This is a genomic window from Erwinia sp. AK-PDG3-5 (assembly GCF_056821705.1).
In genome coordinates, this window is sequence record NZ_CM165967.1 from 3982902 (window position 1) to 4001315 (window position 18414).

The 18414-nt window shown below is 59.7% G+C and carries 13 protein-coding genes; 8 read left to right on the top strand and 5 right to left on the bottom strand.

All coding sequences use genetic code 11. The annotated features are described in order from the left end of the window. The first annotated feature begins 1 nt into the window (after position 1). The 6 genes from urtA (at position 2) to AC1UKS_RS18555 (ending at position 9771) form a co-directional block, all read left to right on the top strand. Complete coding sequence (gene urtA, locus AC1UKS_RS18530; protein WP_482434765.1) at positions 2 to 1270, top strand: urea ABC transporter substrate-binding protein; 1269 nt, start codon at positions 2 to 4, stop codon at positions 1268 to 1270. 97 nt (positions 1271 to 1367) lie between these two features. Further along, positions 1368 to 2942 (top strand): urea ABC transporter permease subunit UrtB, encoded by a 1575-nt coding sequence (urtB, locus tag AC1UKS_RS18535; protein WP_482434766.1) that lies wholly within the window; start codon positions 1368 to 1370, stop codon positions 2940 to 2942. Further along, positions 2942 to 4018: an urea ABC transporter permease subunit UrtC gene (urtC, locus tag AC1UKS_RS18540; RefSeq protein WP_482434767.1), complete on the top strand. Its 1077-nt coding sequence runs from the start codon at positions 2942 to 2944 to the stop codon at positions 4016 to 4018. The genes urtB and urtC overlap by 1 nt, the downstream gene beginning before the upstream one ends. Continuing rightward, positions 4011 to 4802, top strand: coding sequence for an urea ABC transporter ATP-binding protein UrtD (gene urtD / locus AC1UKS_RS18545; RefSeq protein WP_265908909.1), 792 nt, complete (start codon positions 4011 to 4013; stop codon positions 4800 to 4802). Before urtC ends, urtD begins: the two co-directional genes overlap by 8 nt. Before the next feature lies 1 nt (position 4803). Next, the gene (gene urtE, locus AC1UKS_RS18550; RefSeq protein ID WP_482434768.1) at positions 4804 to 5502 is read left to right on the top strand and encodes an urea ABC transporter ATP-binding subunit UrtE; all 699 of its coding nucleotides are present in this window, start codon (positions 4804 to 4806) and stop codon (positions 5500 to 5502) included. A gap of 321 nt (positions 5503 to 5823) precedes the next feature. Beyond that, on the top strand, positions 5824 to 9771 hold the full coding sequence (locus AC1UKS_RS18555; protein ID WP_482434769.1) for an amino acid adenylation domain-containing protein: 3948 nt from the start codon (positions 5824 to 5826) through the stop codon (positions 9769 to 9771). On the opposite strand, the gene AC1UKS_RS18560 is transcribed toward AC1UKS_RS18555, so the two are convergent. After that, positions 9746 to 11701 (bottom strand): sigma-54-dependent Fis family transcriptional regulator, encoded by a 1956-nt coding sequence (locus AC1UKS_RS18560; protein ID WP_482434770.1) that lies wholly within the window; start codon positions 11699 to 11701, stop codon positions 9746 to 9748. The genes AC1UKS_RS18555 and AC1UKS_RS18560 overlap by 26 nt on opposite strands. 199 nt (positions 11702 to 11900) lie before the next feature. Here AC1UKS_RS18560 and AC1UKS_RS18565 point away from each other — a divergent pair, with 199 nt between their 5' ends. Then, a complete protein-coding gene (locus AC1UKS_RS18565) occupies positions 11901 to 12680 on the top strand; it encodes a TIM barrel protein (protein ID WP_482434771.1) in 780 nt (259 codons plus the stop codon). A gap of 52 nt (positions 12681 to 12732) precedes the next feature. Continuing rightward, on the top strand, positions 12733 to 13656 hold the full coding sequence (locus AC1UKS_RS18570; protein ID WP_265908914.1) for a sugar ABC transporter substrate-binding protein: 924 nt from the start codon (positions 12733 to 12735) through the stop codon (positions 13654 to 13656). A gap of 37 nt (positions 13657 to 13693) precedes the next feature. On the opposite strand, the gene AC1UKS_RS18575 is transcribed toward AC1UKS_RS18570, so the two are convergent. From AC1UKS_RS18575 to leuC, 4 genes are read right to left on the bottom strand one after another with little or no spacing between them, the layout of a single operon-like run. After that, a complete protein-coding gene (locus tag AC1UKS_RS18575; protein ID WP_482434772.1) occupies positions 13694 to 14644 on the bottom strand; it encodes a LysR family transcriptional regulator in 951 nt (316 codons plus the stop codon). A 31-nt stretch (positions 14645 to 14675) separates the two neighbouring features. After that, positions 14676 to 15590 carry an alpha/beta fold hydrolase gene (locus tag AC1UKS_RS18580; RefSeq protein WP_482434773.1) on the bottom strand — a complete coding sequence of 305 codons (915 nt, stop codon included), beginning with the start codon at positions 15588 to 15590 and terminating at the stop codon, positions 14676 to 14678. Continuing rightward, on the bottom strand, positions 15587 to 16228 hold the full coding sequence (gene leuD, locus AC1UKS_RS18585) for a 3-isopropylmalate dehydratase small subunit (RefSeq protein ID WP_482434775.1): 642 nt from the start codon (positions 16226 to 16228) through the stop codon (positions 15587 to 15589). The genes AC1UKS_RS18580 and leuD overlap by 4 nt, the downstream gene beginning before the upstream one ends. After that, positions 16215 to 17651: a 3-isopropylmalate dehydratase large subunit gene (gene leuC, locus AC1UKS_RS18590; protein ID WP_482434776.1), complete on the bottom strand. Its 1437-nt coding sequence runs from the start codon at positions 17649 to 17651 to the stop codon at positions 16215 to 16217. The genes leuD and leuC overlap by 14 nt, the downstream gene beginning before the upstream one ends. Between the last annotated feature and the right edge of the window lie 763 nt (positions 17652 to 18414).

The following is an 18414-nucleotide window of genomic DNA, read 5'->3' on the forward strand; positions in this document are numbered from 1 at the left end:
GATGAAAAGACGTTCACTGCTCAAGGCTTTTGCGCTATCCGCCACGGTTGTCAGTATGGGGTTGTCATGGGGTGCGCAGGCTGCGGACACCATTAAGGTCGGGATCCTCTCGTCGCTCTCCGGCACCATGGCGATCTCCGAGACGCCGCTGAAGGATGTGGCGCTGATGACCATCGACGAGATTAACGCCCAAGGCGGCGTGCTGGGCAAAAAGCTCGAACCGGTGGTGGTTGACCCGGCCTCGAACTGGCCGCTGTTTGCCGAGAAAGCCCGTCAGTTGCTGACCCAGGATAAAGCGGCGGTGGTGTTTGGCTGCTGGACCTCGGTGTCGCGTAAATCGGTTCTGCCGGTGTTTGAAGAGCTGAACGGCCTGCTGTTCTATCCGGTGCAGTATGAAGGCGAAGAGATGTCGCCAAACGTGTTTTACACCGGCGCAGCGCCTAACCAGCAGGCGATCCCGGCGGTGGAATACCTGATGAGCGAAGATGGCGGCAGCGCCAAACGCTTCTTCCTGTTGGGCACGGACTACGTCTATCCGCGTACCACCAACAAAATCCTGCGCGCCTTCCTGCATTCAAAAGGGGTGAAGGACAGCGATATCGAAGAGGTGTACACGCCGTTTGGTTACAGCGATTACCAGACCATCGTGTCGAACATCAAGAAATTCTCGGCGGGCGGTAAAACCGCGGTGATCTCCACCATCAACGGTGACTCCAACGTGCCGTTCTACAAAGAGCTGGCGAATCAGGGCATCAAAGCCACTGACGTCCCGGTGGTGGCCTTCTCCGTCGGTGAAGAAGAGCTGCGCGGCATTGATACCAAACCTCTGGTCGGTAACCTGGCGGCGTGGAACTACTTCGAATCGATTGATAATCCGGTGAACAAGCAGTTTGTGGCCGATTACCGTGCTTACGCCAAAGCGCACAACCTGCCGAACGCGGCCACCGCAGTGACCAACGACCCAATGGAAGCGACCTGGGTCGGCATCCATATGTGGGCGCAGGCGGTTGAGAAAGCCGGCACCACCGATGTGGATAAAGTGCGTGCGGCAATGGCTGGACAGACCTTCAAGGCGCCAGACGGCTTTACGCTGACCATGGACCAGACCAACCACCACCTGCACAAGCCGGTGATGATTGGTGAAATCGAAGATAACGGTCAGTTCAACGTGGTCTGGCAGACCGATAAGCCGGTTCGTGCTCAGCCATGGAGCCCGTATATCGCCGGTAACGATAAAAAGCCTGACTATCCGGTGAAAACAACTAAATAACACCCACGGGCGGACGCCGGTTCACCCGTAAGATCCTTACCGAAAGGGCCGATGCGTCGGCCTGTTTTCTGCAACCCTGATATGGACGGGCATTGCGATGACGATTCGCCCTTTACGCACTTTCTTGCTGGCCCTGTGCCTGCTGGCACCGCTGTCGGCCTTTGCCGGTCCGGCGGCGGATTTTGCGGCGGCCAGCCGCAGCGACCAGATCACACTTTTACAGACGTGGGCGGCGACACCCGATCCGGCACGTCTGCCCTTTCTTAAGGCCCTGCGTAACGAAAACGTGGTGCTGGATGAGCACAAACAGCCGTTCAGCGAGGTTGACGGCAAACTGAGCGCGCTGGACAGCGTGGCGCAACCGACGGGCACCACCAAAAAGCTGTTTATGAACAACCGCCTGCGGGTGATGATTGCCACCACGCTGGCGGCGCATCAGCTGGTCAGCGACAGCGTGGCAACACGCCTGAGCGCGGCGCGCGCGCTGCAAAACGAGGCGCAGGCCGATCAGCTGCCGCTGCTGACCCAGCGTCTGGCGGCGGAAAAAGACGACGGCGTCCATGCGGTGCTGGCGCAGGCGGTGGCCGGTTTGCAGATTGCCGACAGCAACCCGCAGGTGCGTTTGCAGGCGGTGAAGCTGTTAGGCGAAACCAGCGACCCGCAAACCCAGGCGGTGCTTGAGCGCTTATCGCAGCCGCAGAACGAGCCGGATGCCACGGTGCGCGCCGCCGCCAGTGATGGCCTGAAGCAGATTAAACACCGGCTGGTGCTCGGCGATCTGCTGGGCCAGGCCTTTACCGGTCTGTCGCTGGGGTCGGTGCTGCTGCTGGCCGCGCTGGGACTGGCGATCACTTACGGCTTGCTGGGGGTGATCAATATGGCCCACGGCGAGATGCTGATGCTTGGCGCCTACGCCACCTGGATGGTGCAGACGCTGTTCCAGCGCTTTGCGCCGGAGTGGCTGGCGTTCTACCCGCTGCTGGCGCTGCCGGTGGCCTTCTTTGTCACCGCCGCGATTGGCATGGCGCTGGAACGCACCATTATTCGCCATCTGTACGGGCGTCCGCTGGAAACCCTGCTGGCCACCTGGGGCATCAGCCTGATGCTGATCCAGCTGGTGCGCATGCTGTTTGGTGCGCAAAACCTGGAAGTGGCGAACCCGCCGTGGCTGTCCGGTGGATTGCAGGTGCTGCCGAACCTGGTGCTGCCGTATAACCGCATGGCGGTAATTGTCTTTGTCTTTGCCGTGCTGTTCCTCACCTGGCTGCTGCTGAACAAAACCCGTCTGGGGATGAACGTGCGTGCGGTGACGCAAAACCGGGCGATGGCGGACTGCTGCGGCGTGCCCACCGGTCGCGTGGATATGCTGGCGTTCGGCCTCGGTTCCGGCATTGCCGGTCTGGGCGGCGTGGCGCTGTCGCAGTTAGGCAACGTCGGCCCGGAACTGGGCCAGGGTTACATCATCGACTCATTCCTGGTGGTGGTCACCGGCGGCGTGGGCCAGCTGGCCGGCACGGTGGTTGCCGCCTTTGGTCTGGGGGTCCTCAACAAGGTGCTGGAGCCGCAAATTGGCGCGGTGCTCGGCAAAATTCTGATCCTGGTGCTGATCGTGCTGTTTATTCAGAAACGACCGCAGGGGCTGTTTGCCTTTAAAGGAAGGGTGATTGACTGATGACGCAACCGATGACGCTGACCCTGACGCAGAAAGCGCCGCGCCTGACGCTCGGTATTGGCCTGCTGGCCTTACTGGTGCTGCTGGTGCTGCCTTTTATGGCGCTGCTGCCGGCGGATAATCCGCTGGCCCTTTCCACCTATACCCTGACGCTGATTGGCAAGATCCTCTGCTACGCCATCGTCGCCGTGGCGCTGGACCTGGTCTGGGGCTACGCCGGGCTGCTGTCGCTGGGCCACGGGCTGTTCTTTGCCCTCGGCGGCTATGCGATGGGCATGTACCTGATGCGCCAGGCCTCCGGCGACGGGCTGCCGGCCTTTATGTCGTTCCTTTCCTGGAACGAGCTGCCGTGGTTCTGGACCGGCACCCAGCACTTTGCCTGGGCGCTGTGCCTGATCGTGCTGGTGCCCGGCATCCTCGCGCTGATCTTCGGCTTCTTCGCCTTCCGCTCGAAAATCAAAGGCGTCTACTTCTCGATCATGACCCAGGCGCTGACCTATGCCGGCATGCTGCTGTTCTTCCGTAATGAAACCGGCTTTGGCGGCAACAACGGCTTTACCGGCTTCACCACCCTGCTCGGCTTCCAGGTGACCGCCACCAGCACCCGTATCGGCCTGTTTGTCGCCACCGTGCTGCTGCTGGTAGTAAGCCTCGGCATCGGTTTCGCCCTCGCCCGCAGCAAATTTGGCCGGGTGCTGACCGCGGTACGCGATGCGGAAAACCGCCTGATGTTCTGCGGCTACGATCCGAAAGGCTTCAAGCTGTTTGTCTGGACGCTCTCTGCGGTGTTGTGCGGGCTGGCCGGGGCGCTGTATGTGCCGCAGGTCGGCATTATCAACCCCAGCGAAATGTCACCCACCAACTCGATTGAGGCGGCGATCTGGGTCGCGCTGGGCGGCCGTGGCACGCTGATTGGCCCGTTGCTGGGGGCCGGAATTGTCAACGGGGCGAAAAGCTGGTTTACCGTGGCCTTCCCGGAATACTGGCTGTTCTTCCTGGGCCTGATGTTTATCCTGGTCACCCTGTTCCTGCCGCGTGGCGTGATTGGGCTGATCCGCCGGAGGAAGCATGACTGATCAACTGTTTACCCAACCCCATCCGGCCGATCGCCACCGCGACCAGACCGATCCGGTGCTGCTGCTGGAAAATATTAACGTCTCGTTTGACGGCTTTAAGGCGCTGACCAACCTCTCGTTGCAGATTGGCGTCGGCGAGTTGCGCTGCATTATCGGGCCGAATGGCGCCGGAAAAACCACGCTGATGGATGTGATCACCGGCAAAACCCGGCCGGACAATGGCCGGGTGATGTACGACCAGAGCACCGATCTCACCACCCTGTCACCGGTGGACATTGCCCGTATCGGCGTCGGCCGCAAGTTCCAGAAACCGACGGTATTTGAGGCGCTGACGGTGTTTGAAAATCTGGAGATCGCGCTGAAAACCGACAAATCGGTATGGGCCTGCCTGCGCAGCCGCCTGAGTGGCGAGCAGCAGGACCGCATTGATGAAGTGCTGAAGCTGCTGCGACTGGGTGCCGAACGCTACCGGCTGGCCGGCTTGCTCTCGCACGGTCAGAAGCAGTTTCTGGAGATTGGCATGCTGCTGGTGCAGGACCCGCATCTGCTGCTGCTGGATGAACCGGCAGCGGGGATGACCGATGCGGAAACCGAGTATACCGCCGAGCTGTTTCGCAGCCTGGCGGGGCAGCATTCGCTGATGGTGGTCGAGCACGATATGGGCTTTGTCGAAACCATCGCCGACCATGTAACGGTACTGCATCAGGGCCAGGTGCTGGCCGAGGGCTCGCTGCGCGAAGTGCAGGCCAACGAGCAGGTTATCGAAGTCTATCTGGGGCGCTGACATGCTAAAAGTGTCTGAACTGAATCAATATTACGGTGGCAGCCATATCCTTCGTGGGCTCTCCTTTGAGGTGAAGACCGGGGAAATCACCTGTCTGCTGGGCCGTAACGGCGTCGGCAAAACCACGCTGCTGAAATGCCTGATGGGCATCATCCCGGCCAAATCCGGCACCATCAGCTGGCAGGATAAAACCCTTAACGGACGCAAGCCGCATCAGCGCGTGCAGGCCGGCATTGCCTATGTGCCGCAGGGCAGAGAGATCTTTCCCCGGCTGACGGTGGAAGAGAACCTGCTGATGGGGCTGGCGCGTTTTTCGGGCGCGGAAGCGAAGCAGGTGCCGGAGGAGATCTACCGGCTGTTCCCGGTGCTGAAAGAGATGAAGCAACGGCGCGGCGGCGATCTCTCCGGCGGCCAGCAACAGCAGCTGGCGATTGGCCGGGCGCTGGCCTGCCGGCCCCAGCTGCTGATCCTTGATGAGCCGACCGAAGGCATTCAGCCCTCGGTGATCAAAGAGATTGGCGCGGTGATCCGCCAGCTGGCGCAACGCGGGGATATGGCGATCCTGCTGGTGGAGCAGTTTTACGACTTTGCCGCAGAGCTGGCGGACAGCTATCTGGTGATGTCGCGCGGCGAGATCGTCCAGCGCGGCCGGGGCGACAGTATGGAAGCCGATGGCGTGCGCAATCTGGTGGCAATTTAACGCAGCAAAAGAAGTGCCGGTAAACGGGGATAAGGGTCGGCATTATCCCCGTCTTTTATTTATATTCGCGCTTATTTACCCGACTTAATTAAAGCTGATTATAAACCGCCATCTCGAAATAAGATGTTTATCTCCGTTAATAGTTATTTCACTTAAGTTATTATTCAGACGACCATCTCTCAATAAATAATTCCATTCTGCAAAAGGTGTGAATTATTCTCATAACAAAATAAATATAATTCCGTATCATATTTTTGAAATCTTCCTATACAATCCTTGCTGAGAATGCTTTCCCTATTTTGACTTTCCTTAACCGGAGGTATGCGCTTGTCTATTTATCCGTTAACGTCCTCACAGCAAGCCGTCTGGCTGGACCAGGCACTGACGCCCGATACGCCCTGCTACAATGTGGGCGGGCTGTGGCGCATTGACAGTCCGCTGGACGCCTCCCTGCTGCACCGGGCAATCAATCTGGTATTACAGCAGCATGACGCGTTAAAAATAAAATTGACGGAAGGTGAAGAGGGAATTAATCAGACGACCGTCCATAAAAGAGAATTCATTCTCGAATGCCACGATCTCAGCAGGGAATTACGGCCGGTACACACCGCACGGGAATTATTAAACGCCCGTCTTATTCAGCCTTTCAAATTGTACGGTGAATTACTCTGGCGATCGTCTTTAGTGAAAGTGAATGCCACCACCTCTTTATGGTTAGTTAATGCTCACCATATTATTGCCGACGGCACCTCGGTGTCGTTATTAGGCCGGATGATAATCGATCGTTATAAATCGCTGTTGCTGGGACAGGCGCTCGCCGTGACGGACGCCTGCGCGGGATACACCGATTTTATTGGCCAGGACCGCGACTATCTCGCCTCCAGCCGTTACCCACGGGATCGCGCGTACTGGCTGTCGCGCTTTGCCGATGCCCCGGCGTCGCTGCTGGAAAGGCGCAATGGATTTGCCGCCAGCGAAGCCTGGCCGAGCACGCAAATCCTGCGCACGCTGCCGCAGGCGCGCTATCAGCAGCTGACGGCGTTTGCCGGACGCTATGGCGCGTCGCCAATGCATTTCTTTAGCGCGCTGATGGCGTGCTGGTTTGCCCGGCAGTGGCAGGCGGAAGACTTTACCCTCGGCGTGCCGGTGCACAATCGCAGCGGGGCGCGGCATAAGCAGACGTTGGGGATGTTCTCGGCGATGCTGCCCGTTCGCCTGCAGATTGACACCGCACAGCCGTTTTCTTCGCTGATCCGGCAGGTCTCTGCCGAGCTGCGCCGCAGCTATCGCCATCAGCGATTCCCGGTGGCCGAGCTGAACCGCCATCTGCGTCTCAGCCAGCAGGGACGTCGCCAGCTGTACGATATGAGCTTCTCGCTGGAAACCTTCCCGACCGATATTGAGCTGAACGGTACGCCGCTAAAAGTGGAAGCCCTGCATCACGGCTTTGAGCAGATGCCGGTGGCGGTATACCTGCGCCATTATCATCCTGGCGACGATCCGGTGCTGGAGTGCAACGTCAATCAGGCCTGGTTCAGCGAGCAGGAAGCCGGCAAGATTGCCGATCGCCTGCTGCACCTGCTGAACGCGATCCTCGACGCGCCGCCCGAACAGCCGATGGCGTTACTGCCGCTGCTGCTGCCCGACGAACAGCACGCGATCCTCAACTTGTGGAACGACACCGCCGCCGACTGGCCGCTGCCGGAAGGGATCCACCGCGGGTTTGAGCAGCAGGTCAGCAAAACCCCAGATGCGGTGGCGCTGAGTGGCGTGGCGGAGATGACTTACGCCACGCTGAACGCCGAGGCGAACCGGCTGGCGCACTGGCTGCGCGCGGGCGGGATCCAACCGGACGATCGCATTGCGCTGTGCGTCAGCCGCAGCGCCGACATGGTGATCGCCCTGCTGGCAATCCTCAAGGCCGGTGCCGCCTATGTGCCGCTGGATCCGGATTACCCGCAGGATCGCCTGCAACATATGCTGAGCGACTGCGGCGCAAAGCAGGTGCTGGTGGATGATGTCGGCGCCCGGGCGCTGCAACCGATCGCCAGCCTGCCGCTGGTGCATCTGCTGAATGACCGACCGCGCTGGCAGGCGGGATCGACCGACAATCTGCCGGCGCTGGCCGCCGATCCGCAACGATCGCTGGCCTATGTGATCTACACCTCCGGCTCGACCGGCAAACCCAAAGGGGTGATGAACGAGCATCTGGCGGTGATGAACCGGCTGCAGTGGATGCAGGACGCCTACCCGCTGACCGCGCAGGATCGCGTGCTGCAAAAAACGCCGTTCAGTTTTGACGTCTCGGTCTGGGAGTTCTTCTGGCCGCTGATGGTCGGCGCGCGACTGGCGATGGCCAAACCGGGCGGCCATCAGGATCCCGGCTACCTGAGCGACTTTATTCAGCAGCAGCAGATCACCACGCTGCATTTTGTCCCGTCGATGCTGCAACTGTTTTTGCGCCACGGCGAGATGGCGCACTGCCGCAGCCTGCGTCGGCTGTTCTGTAGCGGTGAAGCCCTGCCGCTGACCGCCGTCGAGCGCTGCCACCAGCAGCTGCCTGCCGTGGAGCTGCACAATCTGTATGGCCCGACCGAAGCGGCGGTCGACGTCTCTTACTGGCACTGCAAACCGGGCGAGATTGGTAGCAGCGTGCCGATTGGCCGGCCGGTAGCCAATACCCAGCTGTATATCCTCGATGCCAACCTGCAGCTTCTGCCGCCGGGCATCAGCGGTGAGCTGCACATTGGCGGCGTGCAGGTGGCGCGCGGCTACCTGAACCGCGAAGAACTCAGCCAGCAGCGCTTTATCGCCGATCCGCTGAGCGCTCAGCCGGATGCGCGGCTGTATAAAACCGGCGATCTGGCGCGCTGGCTGGACGATGGCAACATTGAGTACCTGGGCCGCAATGACTTCCAGGTCAAAATCCACGGCCTGCGCATCGAGCTGGGCGAAATCGAGCAGCAGATTGTCGCCTGCCCGCAGGTGGAGGATTGCGTGGTGCTGGCCTGCGAGGATGACGACGGCGATAAAAGGCTGATTGCCTGGGTGGTCGCGCGGCCCGATCCGCAGCTGGCGGACAGCCTGCGCCAGCAGATCGGGCAGTCGCTGCCGGAGTTTATGATCCCGGCCAGCTTCGTCAGGGTGGATGCCCTGCCGCTGTCGCCGAACGGTAAGCTGGACCGAAAAGCGCTGCCGATGCCTGCCGCCGAAGCACAACGGGCCTTTACGCCGCCGGCCACCGCGCAGGAACGGCTGTTAGCGGCCTGCTGGGGCGATCTGCTGGGCGTCTCGGCTGTCGGGCGCGATGACGACTTTTTCGATCTCGGCGGCCACTCGCTGCATGCCATTCAGCTGATGATGCGGCTGAGAAAGCGGGGCATCGAGGTGGAGATGAAGACGCTGTTTGCCCATCCCAAACTGCGTCAGCAGGCTGAAGCCCTCAGCCAGCCCGCAACGGAACAGAGCACGCAGTGGGTCGACACGCCTGCGCCGCTGGCCAATCTGCTAAAGCAGCTCAATCGCCCGCAGCAAACCTTTGATCTGATCCAGCCGTTACATGCCGCCACGCAAGGTGACGATCTGTGGATGATCCATCCGGCGGTGGTCGGCTGCGAGATTTATCAGGATCTGGCGGACAGCCTGAGCGGAACATTCAACGTGCTGGGGATCAACAACTACAACCTGCACAACCGTCCGCACATTCCGACGCTGCCGGCATTAGCCAGCTACTATCTGCAGCATATGCTGCAATGGGGCATGCCGACCGACCGGCCGGTGCGGCTGCTGGGCTGGTCGCTCGGCGGGGTGATCGCGCTGGAAATCGCCGCGCAGCTTGAACAGCGCGGCTATACCCAGCTGCAGGTTTGCCTGCTGGACTCGCTGTATCAAACAGAGGTGCAGCAACGGGTGGCGCCCGGCATGCTGGCGTCGCTGCTGAAGGCAATTGGGCTGGAAGGCGATGCGGCAAAACGCGCCATTCAGGCGGAAGAGACCGAGTTGAGCATCAATAATCAGGCGGTCAGTGCGCCATTGCATCACACCCAGGTGACCTTGCTGAAAGCCATGCAGTTCTTCGATTTAAGCGACAGCGGCACGGCAGAAGGCGATGAAGTGCTGGCAATTAAGGATAACGGCGTCGGCGCGCTGTGCCCGTCGCTGAAAATCGTGCCGCTGGCGGCCAATCACCATTCGATTATCCTCTGTCATCAGGAGATTGCCGCCGCGTTATCCTCATCGGCGGTCAGCCACGAAACTCATCCACACTGATACCGTGCTTCTTGAGCTTGTTATACAACCCGGCGCGGGAGACCCCCATCTTCTGCGCCGTTTTACGCAGATTGCCGTTGAATGACGCCAGCATGGTGACGATATGCGCCCGCTCGTGGCTGTCCAGCCGCTGCGAGTCGCCGGATTTCGGCCGCTCTTCGGTGGCGATCTCTTCCGGCAGATCCCCGGCATCAATCAGCAGCTTGTCGCTCAGGTTAATCGCCCGCTCGACAATATTCTCCAGTTCCCGCACGTTGCCCGGCCACGGATAATGCTCCAGCGCGGCCATCGCCGCCGGGGTAAACTGCATGCTGGCCTTCTTCAGTCGGGTACACATTTTCTCGCTAAACCACGCCACCAGCTGCGGCACGTCGCCGGTGCGCTCGCGCAGCGCCGGGATGCGCAGAGAGATCACGTTCAGGCGGTAAAACAGATCCCGCCTGAAGGCGCCCGTTTCGATCGCCCGTTGCAGATCGCAGTTGGTGGCGGCAATAATCCTGACGTTGACCTTCACCGGACGCTGCGCGCCGATGCGCATCACTTCGGCCTCCTGCAACACGCGCAGCAGGCTGGTTTGCGCTTCCAGCGGCATATCGCCGATTTCATCGAGGAACAGCGTGCCGCCGTCTGCCAGCTCAAACTTGCCTGCCGCGCCGCCGCGTCGCGAACCGGTAAACGCGCCGTCGACGTAGCCAAACAGTTCACTTTGCACCAGATCGCGCGGTAAGGCGCCGCAGTTGACCGCAATAAACGGCCCGCCGTGGCGCGCGCTGCCGTTGTGGATCGCCTGCGCGAACAGCTCCTTGCCGGTGCCGCTCTCGCCGGTCAGCAGCACCGTACTGTCGCTGCGGCTGCTGGTGCGCGCTTTATCGAGCACTTCCAATAGCGCGGTCGAACGTCCGCAGATCATCTCAAAGGTGTAGCTGGCACCGATACCCATCACCTGGCGGGTGATCGCCCGGATGCGCTGATTATCGCGTAGCGAGACGATCCGCCCACCGTCCGGCACCGGCATCACCGACACCAGGCAGGAGACGCGCGGCCGATCCTGCGGCTGAAACACCACTTCGCGGTCGTTGCAGAAGGTGATGCCGGTGAGCGTCACGCCCTCCGGGTTTAACGCGCTGTCGACCGATTTTCCGGTCAGCATCATGCCGTGGAAAATTTGCCGCGCGTAGCGGTTGATGGTCTTGATGATGCCGCGCGCGTCGGTGACGATCACCCCTTCGTTCAGCGTTTCCAGAATAGAGCGCTGTTCGGCCAGCAGGCTACGCAATACCAGCTGGCGGCCGATGGCTTCGGCCGCCGCCTGCACCGTGCCGAGGGTGTGATAGTGGAAATTGTCCTGGCTGGCGGTCAGGGTCAGCACGCCGATCATCCGCCCTTCCGCATTGCGCACCGGCGCGGCGGCACACTGCCGGTGCCGCTGACGCAGCGCCTGTTTCCAGTTCTCGCCATTCAGTACGTAAACCAGCCGCTGTTCGTTCAGGCAGCGCCCGGTGCAGTTGGTGCCCATCACCGACTCGCGCAGAATACTGCCAACCGGCGTCAAATCCAGCCCGCAGTAACACAAGGTCACGCCGTTGGCATCGGTCAGATTGATATGCCCGTCGGGGTTATAGGCCAACAGGCTTTGCATAATGCTGTCCGCCACGTCGATCAGCTCAGCATGGTTTTCCAGAATCGCCTTCAGTTCAGCCTCGCCAGGGAAGACGTAGTTGATGGCACCGGGATCGATACCGGCGTCGCGGCTGGCCTGCCAGGATGCGCGGATCTGCGGACGCAGAAAAGAGGGCTCCTGCCCGGCTACAAACGCCCGCCAGGCCTGCTCAAACTGGGCATCCCAGCGGCTGGCTTCTGCCCCTTGCGGCAGACTGAGTTTACCTTCGCACTCTTCAACTATCGCGCCCGCCAAAACAGGTATATGCATTTTGTTCTCCCCCTTTCTGGAATGTCCATTTTATCGACATGTTGAGTTTACATGTCGATTTTGTGTTCACTTTGTGATCGAACGCCGACTGACAGGCCGCTAATCTGCGGGTTTTGCCACTGGCATAACATTTGCTTATTAGTGATTAGCCCGCATCCCTGCGGCTGGCCACTTGAACAAATGACTTCGGAGGAAGGACATGACCCTTTTCACTCTTTCAGTGTGCGCTGAGATGGTTTTCCTGGAATTACCGTTTATCGAGCGTGTGAAACGGATCGACCAGTTGGGCTTTGGCGTGGAACTCTGGAACTGGCAGAACAAAGATATTCCGGCGCTGGCGGCCACCGGGGCGCGCTTTACCTCGATGACCGGCTACCTGTCCGGCAATTTTACCGATGACCGTGAGATTGCCAGCCTGCTGGCCAGCGCGGAGGTGTCGCTGGGCGTGGCTGAGCAGCTCGGCTGCCCGTCGCTCAACCTGCACGGCACCGGGCTGGATGACAAAGGCCTGCCGGTGAAGCCGGTGGAAGTGGTGACCGGCGCGATGTGGCTAAAGGCCGCCAGCACGCTGGAAAAACTGGCGGCGATGGCGGAACGCGCAGGCAAAGTCTTCACGCTGGAGAACCTGAATACCGCCGTCGATCACCCCGGCACACCGTTTGCCAAAGCCAGTGAGGTGCTGGCATTGGTTGAGGCGGTCAACAGCCCGCATCTGCGCATCAACCTCGACCTCTATCACGCGCAGATCGGCGAGGGCAACCTGATTGAGCTGATGAAAAGGGCCGGCAGCGCGATTGGCGAAATTCAGGTCGCCGACGTGCCGGGTCGTCAGGAACCCGGCACCGGAGAGATTAACTACCGCGCCATTGCCAATGCCCTGCGGGCGATGAATTACCAGGGTGTGGTGGCGATGGAAGGCTGGGCATCAGGCGACAGCGAGACCGCCCTGATGCGTTTCAAAGAGCAGTTCATGTTGTAACCCATAACAAAATATCCCCTTGAAGGGGAAATACCCTACAGGAAGCATCGCTATGAAATTATCTAAACCGTTACTGTTGCTCTGTACACTGGCCCTCAGCCCGTTAAGCCAGGCGAAAGATCAGACCGTGGGCGTGGCGCTAGCCAACTTCGACCTTAACTTCGTTTCTATCCTGCGTACCCAGATGGTGAAAGAGCTGGCGAAAGAGAAGATCAATGGCCAGTTCGAGGATGCCAAAGGCGACGTTGCCGTGCAGGTGCAGCAGGTGGAGAACTTTATTAACCAGGGTGTCGACGCCATTATCCTCAATCCGGTGGATACTCAGGCGGTGAAGCCGATGATGGAAGCCGCCAGCCGCGCCAAAATCCCGTTGATTTTCGTTAACCGTAAGCCGGAAATTCCGCTGAGCGCCAATATGGCCTATGTCGGTTCAGACTCGGAACTCGGCGGCAAAATGGAGATGGAAGCGCTGGCGAAAAAGATGAACTACAAAGGCAACGTGGCGATTCTGATGGGCGCACTGTCGGCGGAAGAAGCCCGTCAGCGCACCAAGGCCACCGAAGAGGTGATCGCCAAATATAAGGATATGAAGGTGGTTGAGAAGCAGTCCGCGCAGTGGATGCGTAACGAAGCGGTGGATGTCACCTCCGGGTGGTTGCTGAACGGCGACAAGATTGATGCGATTGCCGCCAACAATGACGAAATGGCGATTGGCGCGATCATGGCGCTGCAACAGGCGGGCAAAAAAGATGTGTTGGTCGCCGGCATCGACGGCACGCCCGATGCGCTGCGCTTTGTGAAATCCGGCAAGCTGTCGCTGACCATCTTCCAGGACGCGGCCGGTCAGGGCATGGGCGCGGTGCAGACGGCGAAGAAAATGCTCGCCGGTGAAAAAGTTGACAGCACCATCTGGATCCCATACCAGACCATTACCCCTGAGAACTACACCGAATTTATGACCAAGAACAGCAAGTAACCGCTGGGGGAGCCGTGCTCCCCTGTTTTACTGACGGTCAACGCGGGGTGGGCAACCGTGTAGCAAAATAGTCGCTGAGAAAATCGATACAGGTTTTAATCCGCAGTGAGTGGGAGGAGCGTTGGGTATAGACCGCCCAGATATTCGCCTGCTGATACCACGCCGGCAGGATCTGTACCAGCTCGCCGCTGGCCAGATGCTTCGCCACGTCCCACGCCGATCGCAGCACAATCCCTTGTCCGCGCAGCGCCCAGGCCAGCACCACGCTGCCGCTGTTGGACGAATGCTGACTGTTGACCCGGCAGACAATATTGTCCTCGCCGTTGGTCAGCGCCCAGTTGCCGAACGCCGCGCTTCTTTCCTGAATAATCAGGCAGTCATGCTGTAACAGTTCGTCCAGGGATGTCGGTACGCCAGCCCGACGCAGATAGTCCGGTGAAGCGCACAGGATCCGGCGGTTAGCCGCCAGCTGCCGGGCGATGTAACGGTCGTTAATTTCATCGCCGACGTGGATTTCGATGTCGATCCCTTCGTCCACCAGATCAACTTCGCGGTCACTGAGCATCAGCTTCACCTTCAGCCCGTTATGCAGGTTCATCAGCCCGGACAGGGCATCCGCCATATATTCGTGGCCAAAACCAAACGAGCAGCTGAGGGTGACATTGCCGGTCACCGCGCCGCGCAGCCCGTTAAGGTCGCTGACAAAATCGCCGACGCCGCTGACGATCTGCATCGCCCCTTCCAGCGCAATTTCCCCTTCGGCGGTCAAGCGCATGCTGCGGTTATTGCGGAAGAACAGCCGGATATCCAGCTGCTTTTCCAGCATGGCAATTCGCTTGCTGATGGTGGACGGCGACAGCCCCAGCTCCTGTGCCGCGCGGGCAAACCCGCCGTTGCGGGCCACGGTGACAAATACCGCCAGATCGTCAATGGAGGGCCAGCCCTCAACAGGCTGGCGGAGTTTTTTTCCGGCAGAAGGGGTTTTCATCGTCACCAAAAACAGAAGGAATAATAAGGATTTATAGCACTGTTTTCAGGAAGGGCTGAAGTTTCTGCAAAAAGAGATCCGCGATCTCCTCCTGCGGCGAATGGCCACAGGGCAACGCTTCGCCCTGCACGTTGAGCGCCTTGTCGCGCCAGATCGCCAGCACGTCATACAACTGGCCGACGGTGCCTTTTGCCCCCCATAACAGCTGCAACGGACAGCGGATGCGGTTCTCGCTGTCGGCCGCATCGTCCTGCAAATCAATCGTCGCCGCCGCGCGATAGTCTTCGCACACCGCATGAACCATCTGCGGATGTTGATAGCAGCGCAGGTAGTCCTGGAACACCGCTTCCGACATCGCTCCCGGAATTTTGAGCTGGCCGTCGATATGTTTGCGCAGGAAAAATTCAGGATCGTGCAGGATCAGCGTTTCCGGCACTGGCGTCGGCTGGATCAGCAAAAACCACCAGAAATAGCGGGTGGCAAAGGCCTGATTGGTCAGCGCATACATGGTGGCGGTCGGCGCGATATCAACAAAGGTACAGCAGGTGACGCGTTGCGGATGATCCAGCGCCAGCCGATGTCCCACCCGCGCGCCGCGATCGTGGCCGACAAAGGCAAAGGTCGGGTGGCCCAGCCCCGCCATCAGCTGCACCAGATCCTGCGCCATCACCCGTTTCGAATAGGGACGATGCTGTTCATCGCTGGCGGGCTTGTCGCTGTCGCCGTAGCCGCGCAGATCTGGCAGGATCACCCTGTGGGTTTTCGCCAGCGTCGGGGCGACTTTGCGCCAGCTGATATGATTCTGCGGATGGCCATGCAGCATCAACAGCGGCGGGCCGTCGCCGCCAATTGCCACTCTGAGCGTGATGCCACTCTCAAGGGTGATATCGTGCAGCCTGAAGCCCGGTACAAACGGCGAATCGCCGCGTTCGGCACGGGCAATCATCCATTCCTCCCGGCGCTCTGGCGGGCGGCTGACCGCTTCAGCCAGGGTTTCTGACCATAATGCTGCGCCTCGAACTGCTCAATGGCGGAGAGGTATTGCAGCGTCCAGCCAATCGCATCTTCGCCACTGGCGAGCATTTCCCGCTTCAGGGCGCTGACCGAAAACGGCAGGGTTTCTGCACCGGCGGTGATTTCGCAGGTTTCCAGCGAGACGGTGATGCGGTTGCTATCGGGGTCAACGGCAAGCTGGCTCAGGCGTCCGAAGCTGCTGTCGTCCAGCGACACGGTCAGCACGCCGTTATTCTGGCAGTTATCGTTGAAGATCCCGGCAAAACTGGTGCCGATCAGCGCGCGGATCCCCAGCTGGCGTAATCCCCACACCGCATGTTCGCGGCTGGATCCGCAGCCGAAATTCGGCCCGACCAGCAGAAAGGACGCGCCCTGCCAGCCCGGCTGATTGAGAATAAAGTCGGGATTCAGTTCGCCACCAACGGTAAAGCGCCGATCGAAAAACACCCCTTTATCCAGTCCCTGACGATCGATCCCTTTCAGAAACTGTTTCGGCATAATGACATCGGTATCGATATTTGCTTCCAGTAACGGTGCGAGGATGCCGCTGACCCGATCAAATGCTTCCATGATTTCCCCCTGCGTTAAGCATTGTGCGCACATCTTCAAGGTGCCCGCTGATTGCCGCCGCCGCCACCATCGCCGGGCTCATCAGGTGCGTTCTGGCCCCGACGCCCTGGCGGCCAGGAAAATTGCGGTTGGTGCCGGAGGCGCAACGATCGCCGGGTGCCAGCACATCCTCATTCATCGCCAGGCACATTGAACAGCCCGACTGCCGCCATTCGAATCCGGCATCGAGAAATTGCTGCGCCAGCCCTTCCGCTTCCGCCTGTCTTCGCACCTGGCTCGATCCCGGGACGATGATCCCGCGCACGTGGCTGGCGATTTTACGGCCCTGGATCACCGCAGCCGCCGAGCGGAGGTCTTCAATGCGGCCATTGGTGCAGGAGCCAATAAAGGCATGGGTAATGGCGATTTCCCGCAGCGGCGTGCCGGCCGTCAGTCCCATATACTGCAGCGCCTTGCGGATCGCCTGTTGTTTAATCAGGTCGGGCTCCTGTTCCGGATCCGGCACCGCGCCACCGATCGGGCTGGTTTGATCCGGGCTGATGCCCCAGGTGACTTTCGGATCCAGTTCGCTGCAGTCGATCTGCACGGTTTTATCGAATACCGCCATCGGATCGCTGCGCAGTTGCGACCATTCGGCCAGCGCCTGTTGCCATAGCGCGCCGGTCGGCATCTGCGGTTTGCCAGTAATATAGTCGAATACTTTTTGGTCCGGCGCGATAATCGCCCCGCGCGCGCCCGCTTCCACCGCCATATTGCACAGCGTCATCCGCCCTTCCATGCTCAGGTCATCGATTGCCTCGCCATCAAATTCAATCGCGTAGCCGGTCGCCCCGGACGCGCTGATTTTTCCCAGCAGGTCGAGGATGATGTCTTTGGCGGTACAGGCATAGGGCAGCAGGCCGGTGACCGTCACCCGCAGGGTTTTCAGTCTGCGGTACACCAGGGTTTGCGTGGCCAGCAGGTGTTCGATTTCTGATGTGCCGATGCCAAACCCCAGTGCGCCAAACGCGCCATAGGTAGTGGTGTGGCTGTCGCCGGCGGCAATGACCATGCCCGGCATCACCATACCCTGTTCATGGGCCACCACGTGTTCAATGCCCTGTCGTGGGTCCATCACATCAAACAGTTCGATGCCGAAATCCGCGGCGTTTTGGCGAAAGTAATCGACCTGCAGCTGGCCGCCCGCATCGGTCATTTCGGCATCGCGCGTCGGTCGGGTGGGGTTTACATGATCGACGTTGAGCAAAATATTCTCAGGATGGCGCACCCCACGGCCGCTATCGCGCAGGCCGCTGAAGGCTTGCGGGCTGGTATATTCATTGAGAATTGAGCGGTCGATATAGAGTAAAACGTGGCCGTCGTTATCCAGTTCACGCACCACGTGCGAATCAATTAACTTTTCATACAGCGTTTTATTCGACATATCTGCGTCCAAAAAATAATCACGATGAAAGGAAAAACTCAGCGTCATTGGCGAGGAATTAATCAGCAGATTATGTCATGGAATCACGGCGGTAATGATTCCATCCGGGAAAGGATAGCGTGACGAAACGTGCATCACGGGCGGGGTTGTGGGCCTTAAGGTCAAAAGCGGCTTCAGTGGTTCGGCGTCAACATAGAGCGCGTTATCCGGGATGCCGTAAATCCATCCCTGGAGGGCTTTATGGCTGAAGGGCAAAAGCAGCTTCCTGGGCAAGGCGTCAGCATAGAGCGCGTTATCCGGGACGCCGTAAATCCATCCCTGGAGGCTTGGCTGCGGCATCCCTGCCGCAGACACCCGGCTAACGCGCTCTATGCCGCCACCCAATAGCATTGGTGTCGCTGAGTGGCTTGGTGGACGCACAGGTCAAAAGCAGGCTGTTGGGTGGGTTTTGAAGTCTGTTGCTCGTGACGCTGAGTGGGTTTTGAAGTGTGTTGCCCGATAAAAACAGGCAACGCTGAAGCTTTGGGGAAGGGAGAGAGGGGGGAAAAGCAAAGCATCGGCGACAGGGATGTCGCCGCTGAGCCCCCAGGGATGGGTCTACGGCGTCTTTGTGTTCCCCCCTCTCTCCCTGAGCAAAACACCGAAACACCCAGACAACCTTCGCACTACCAGCGAAAGCGAACGTTAACCTTGCCACCGAAACACCCAGACAACCTTCGCACTACCAGCGAAAGCGCGCTTTAACCTTTCCACCAGAACATCC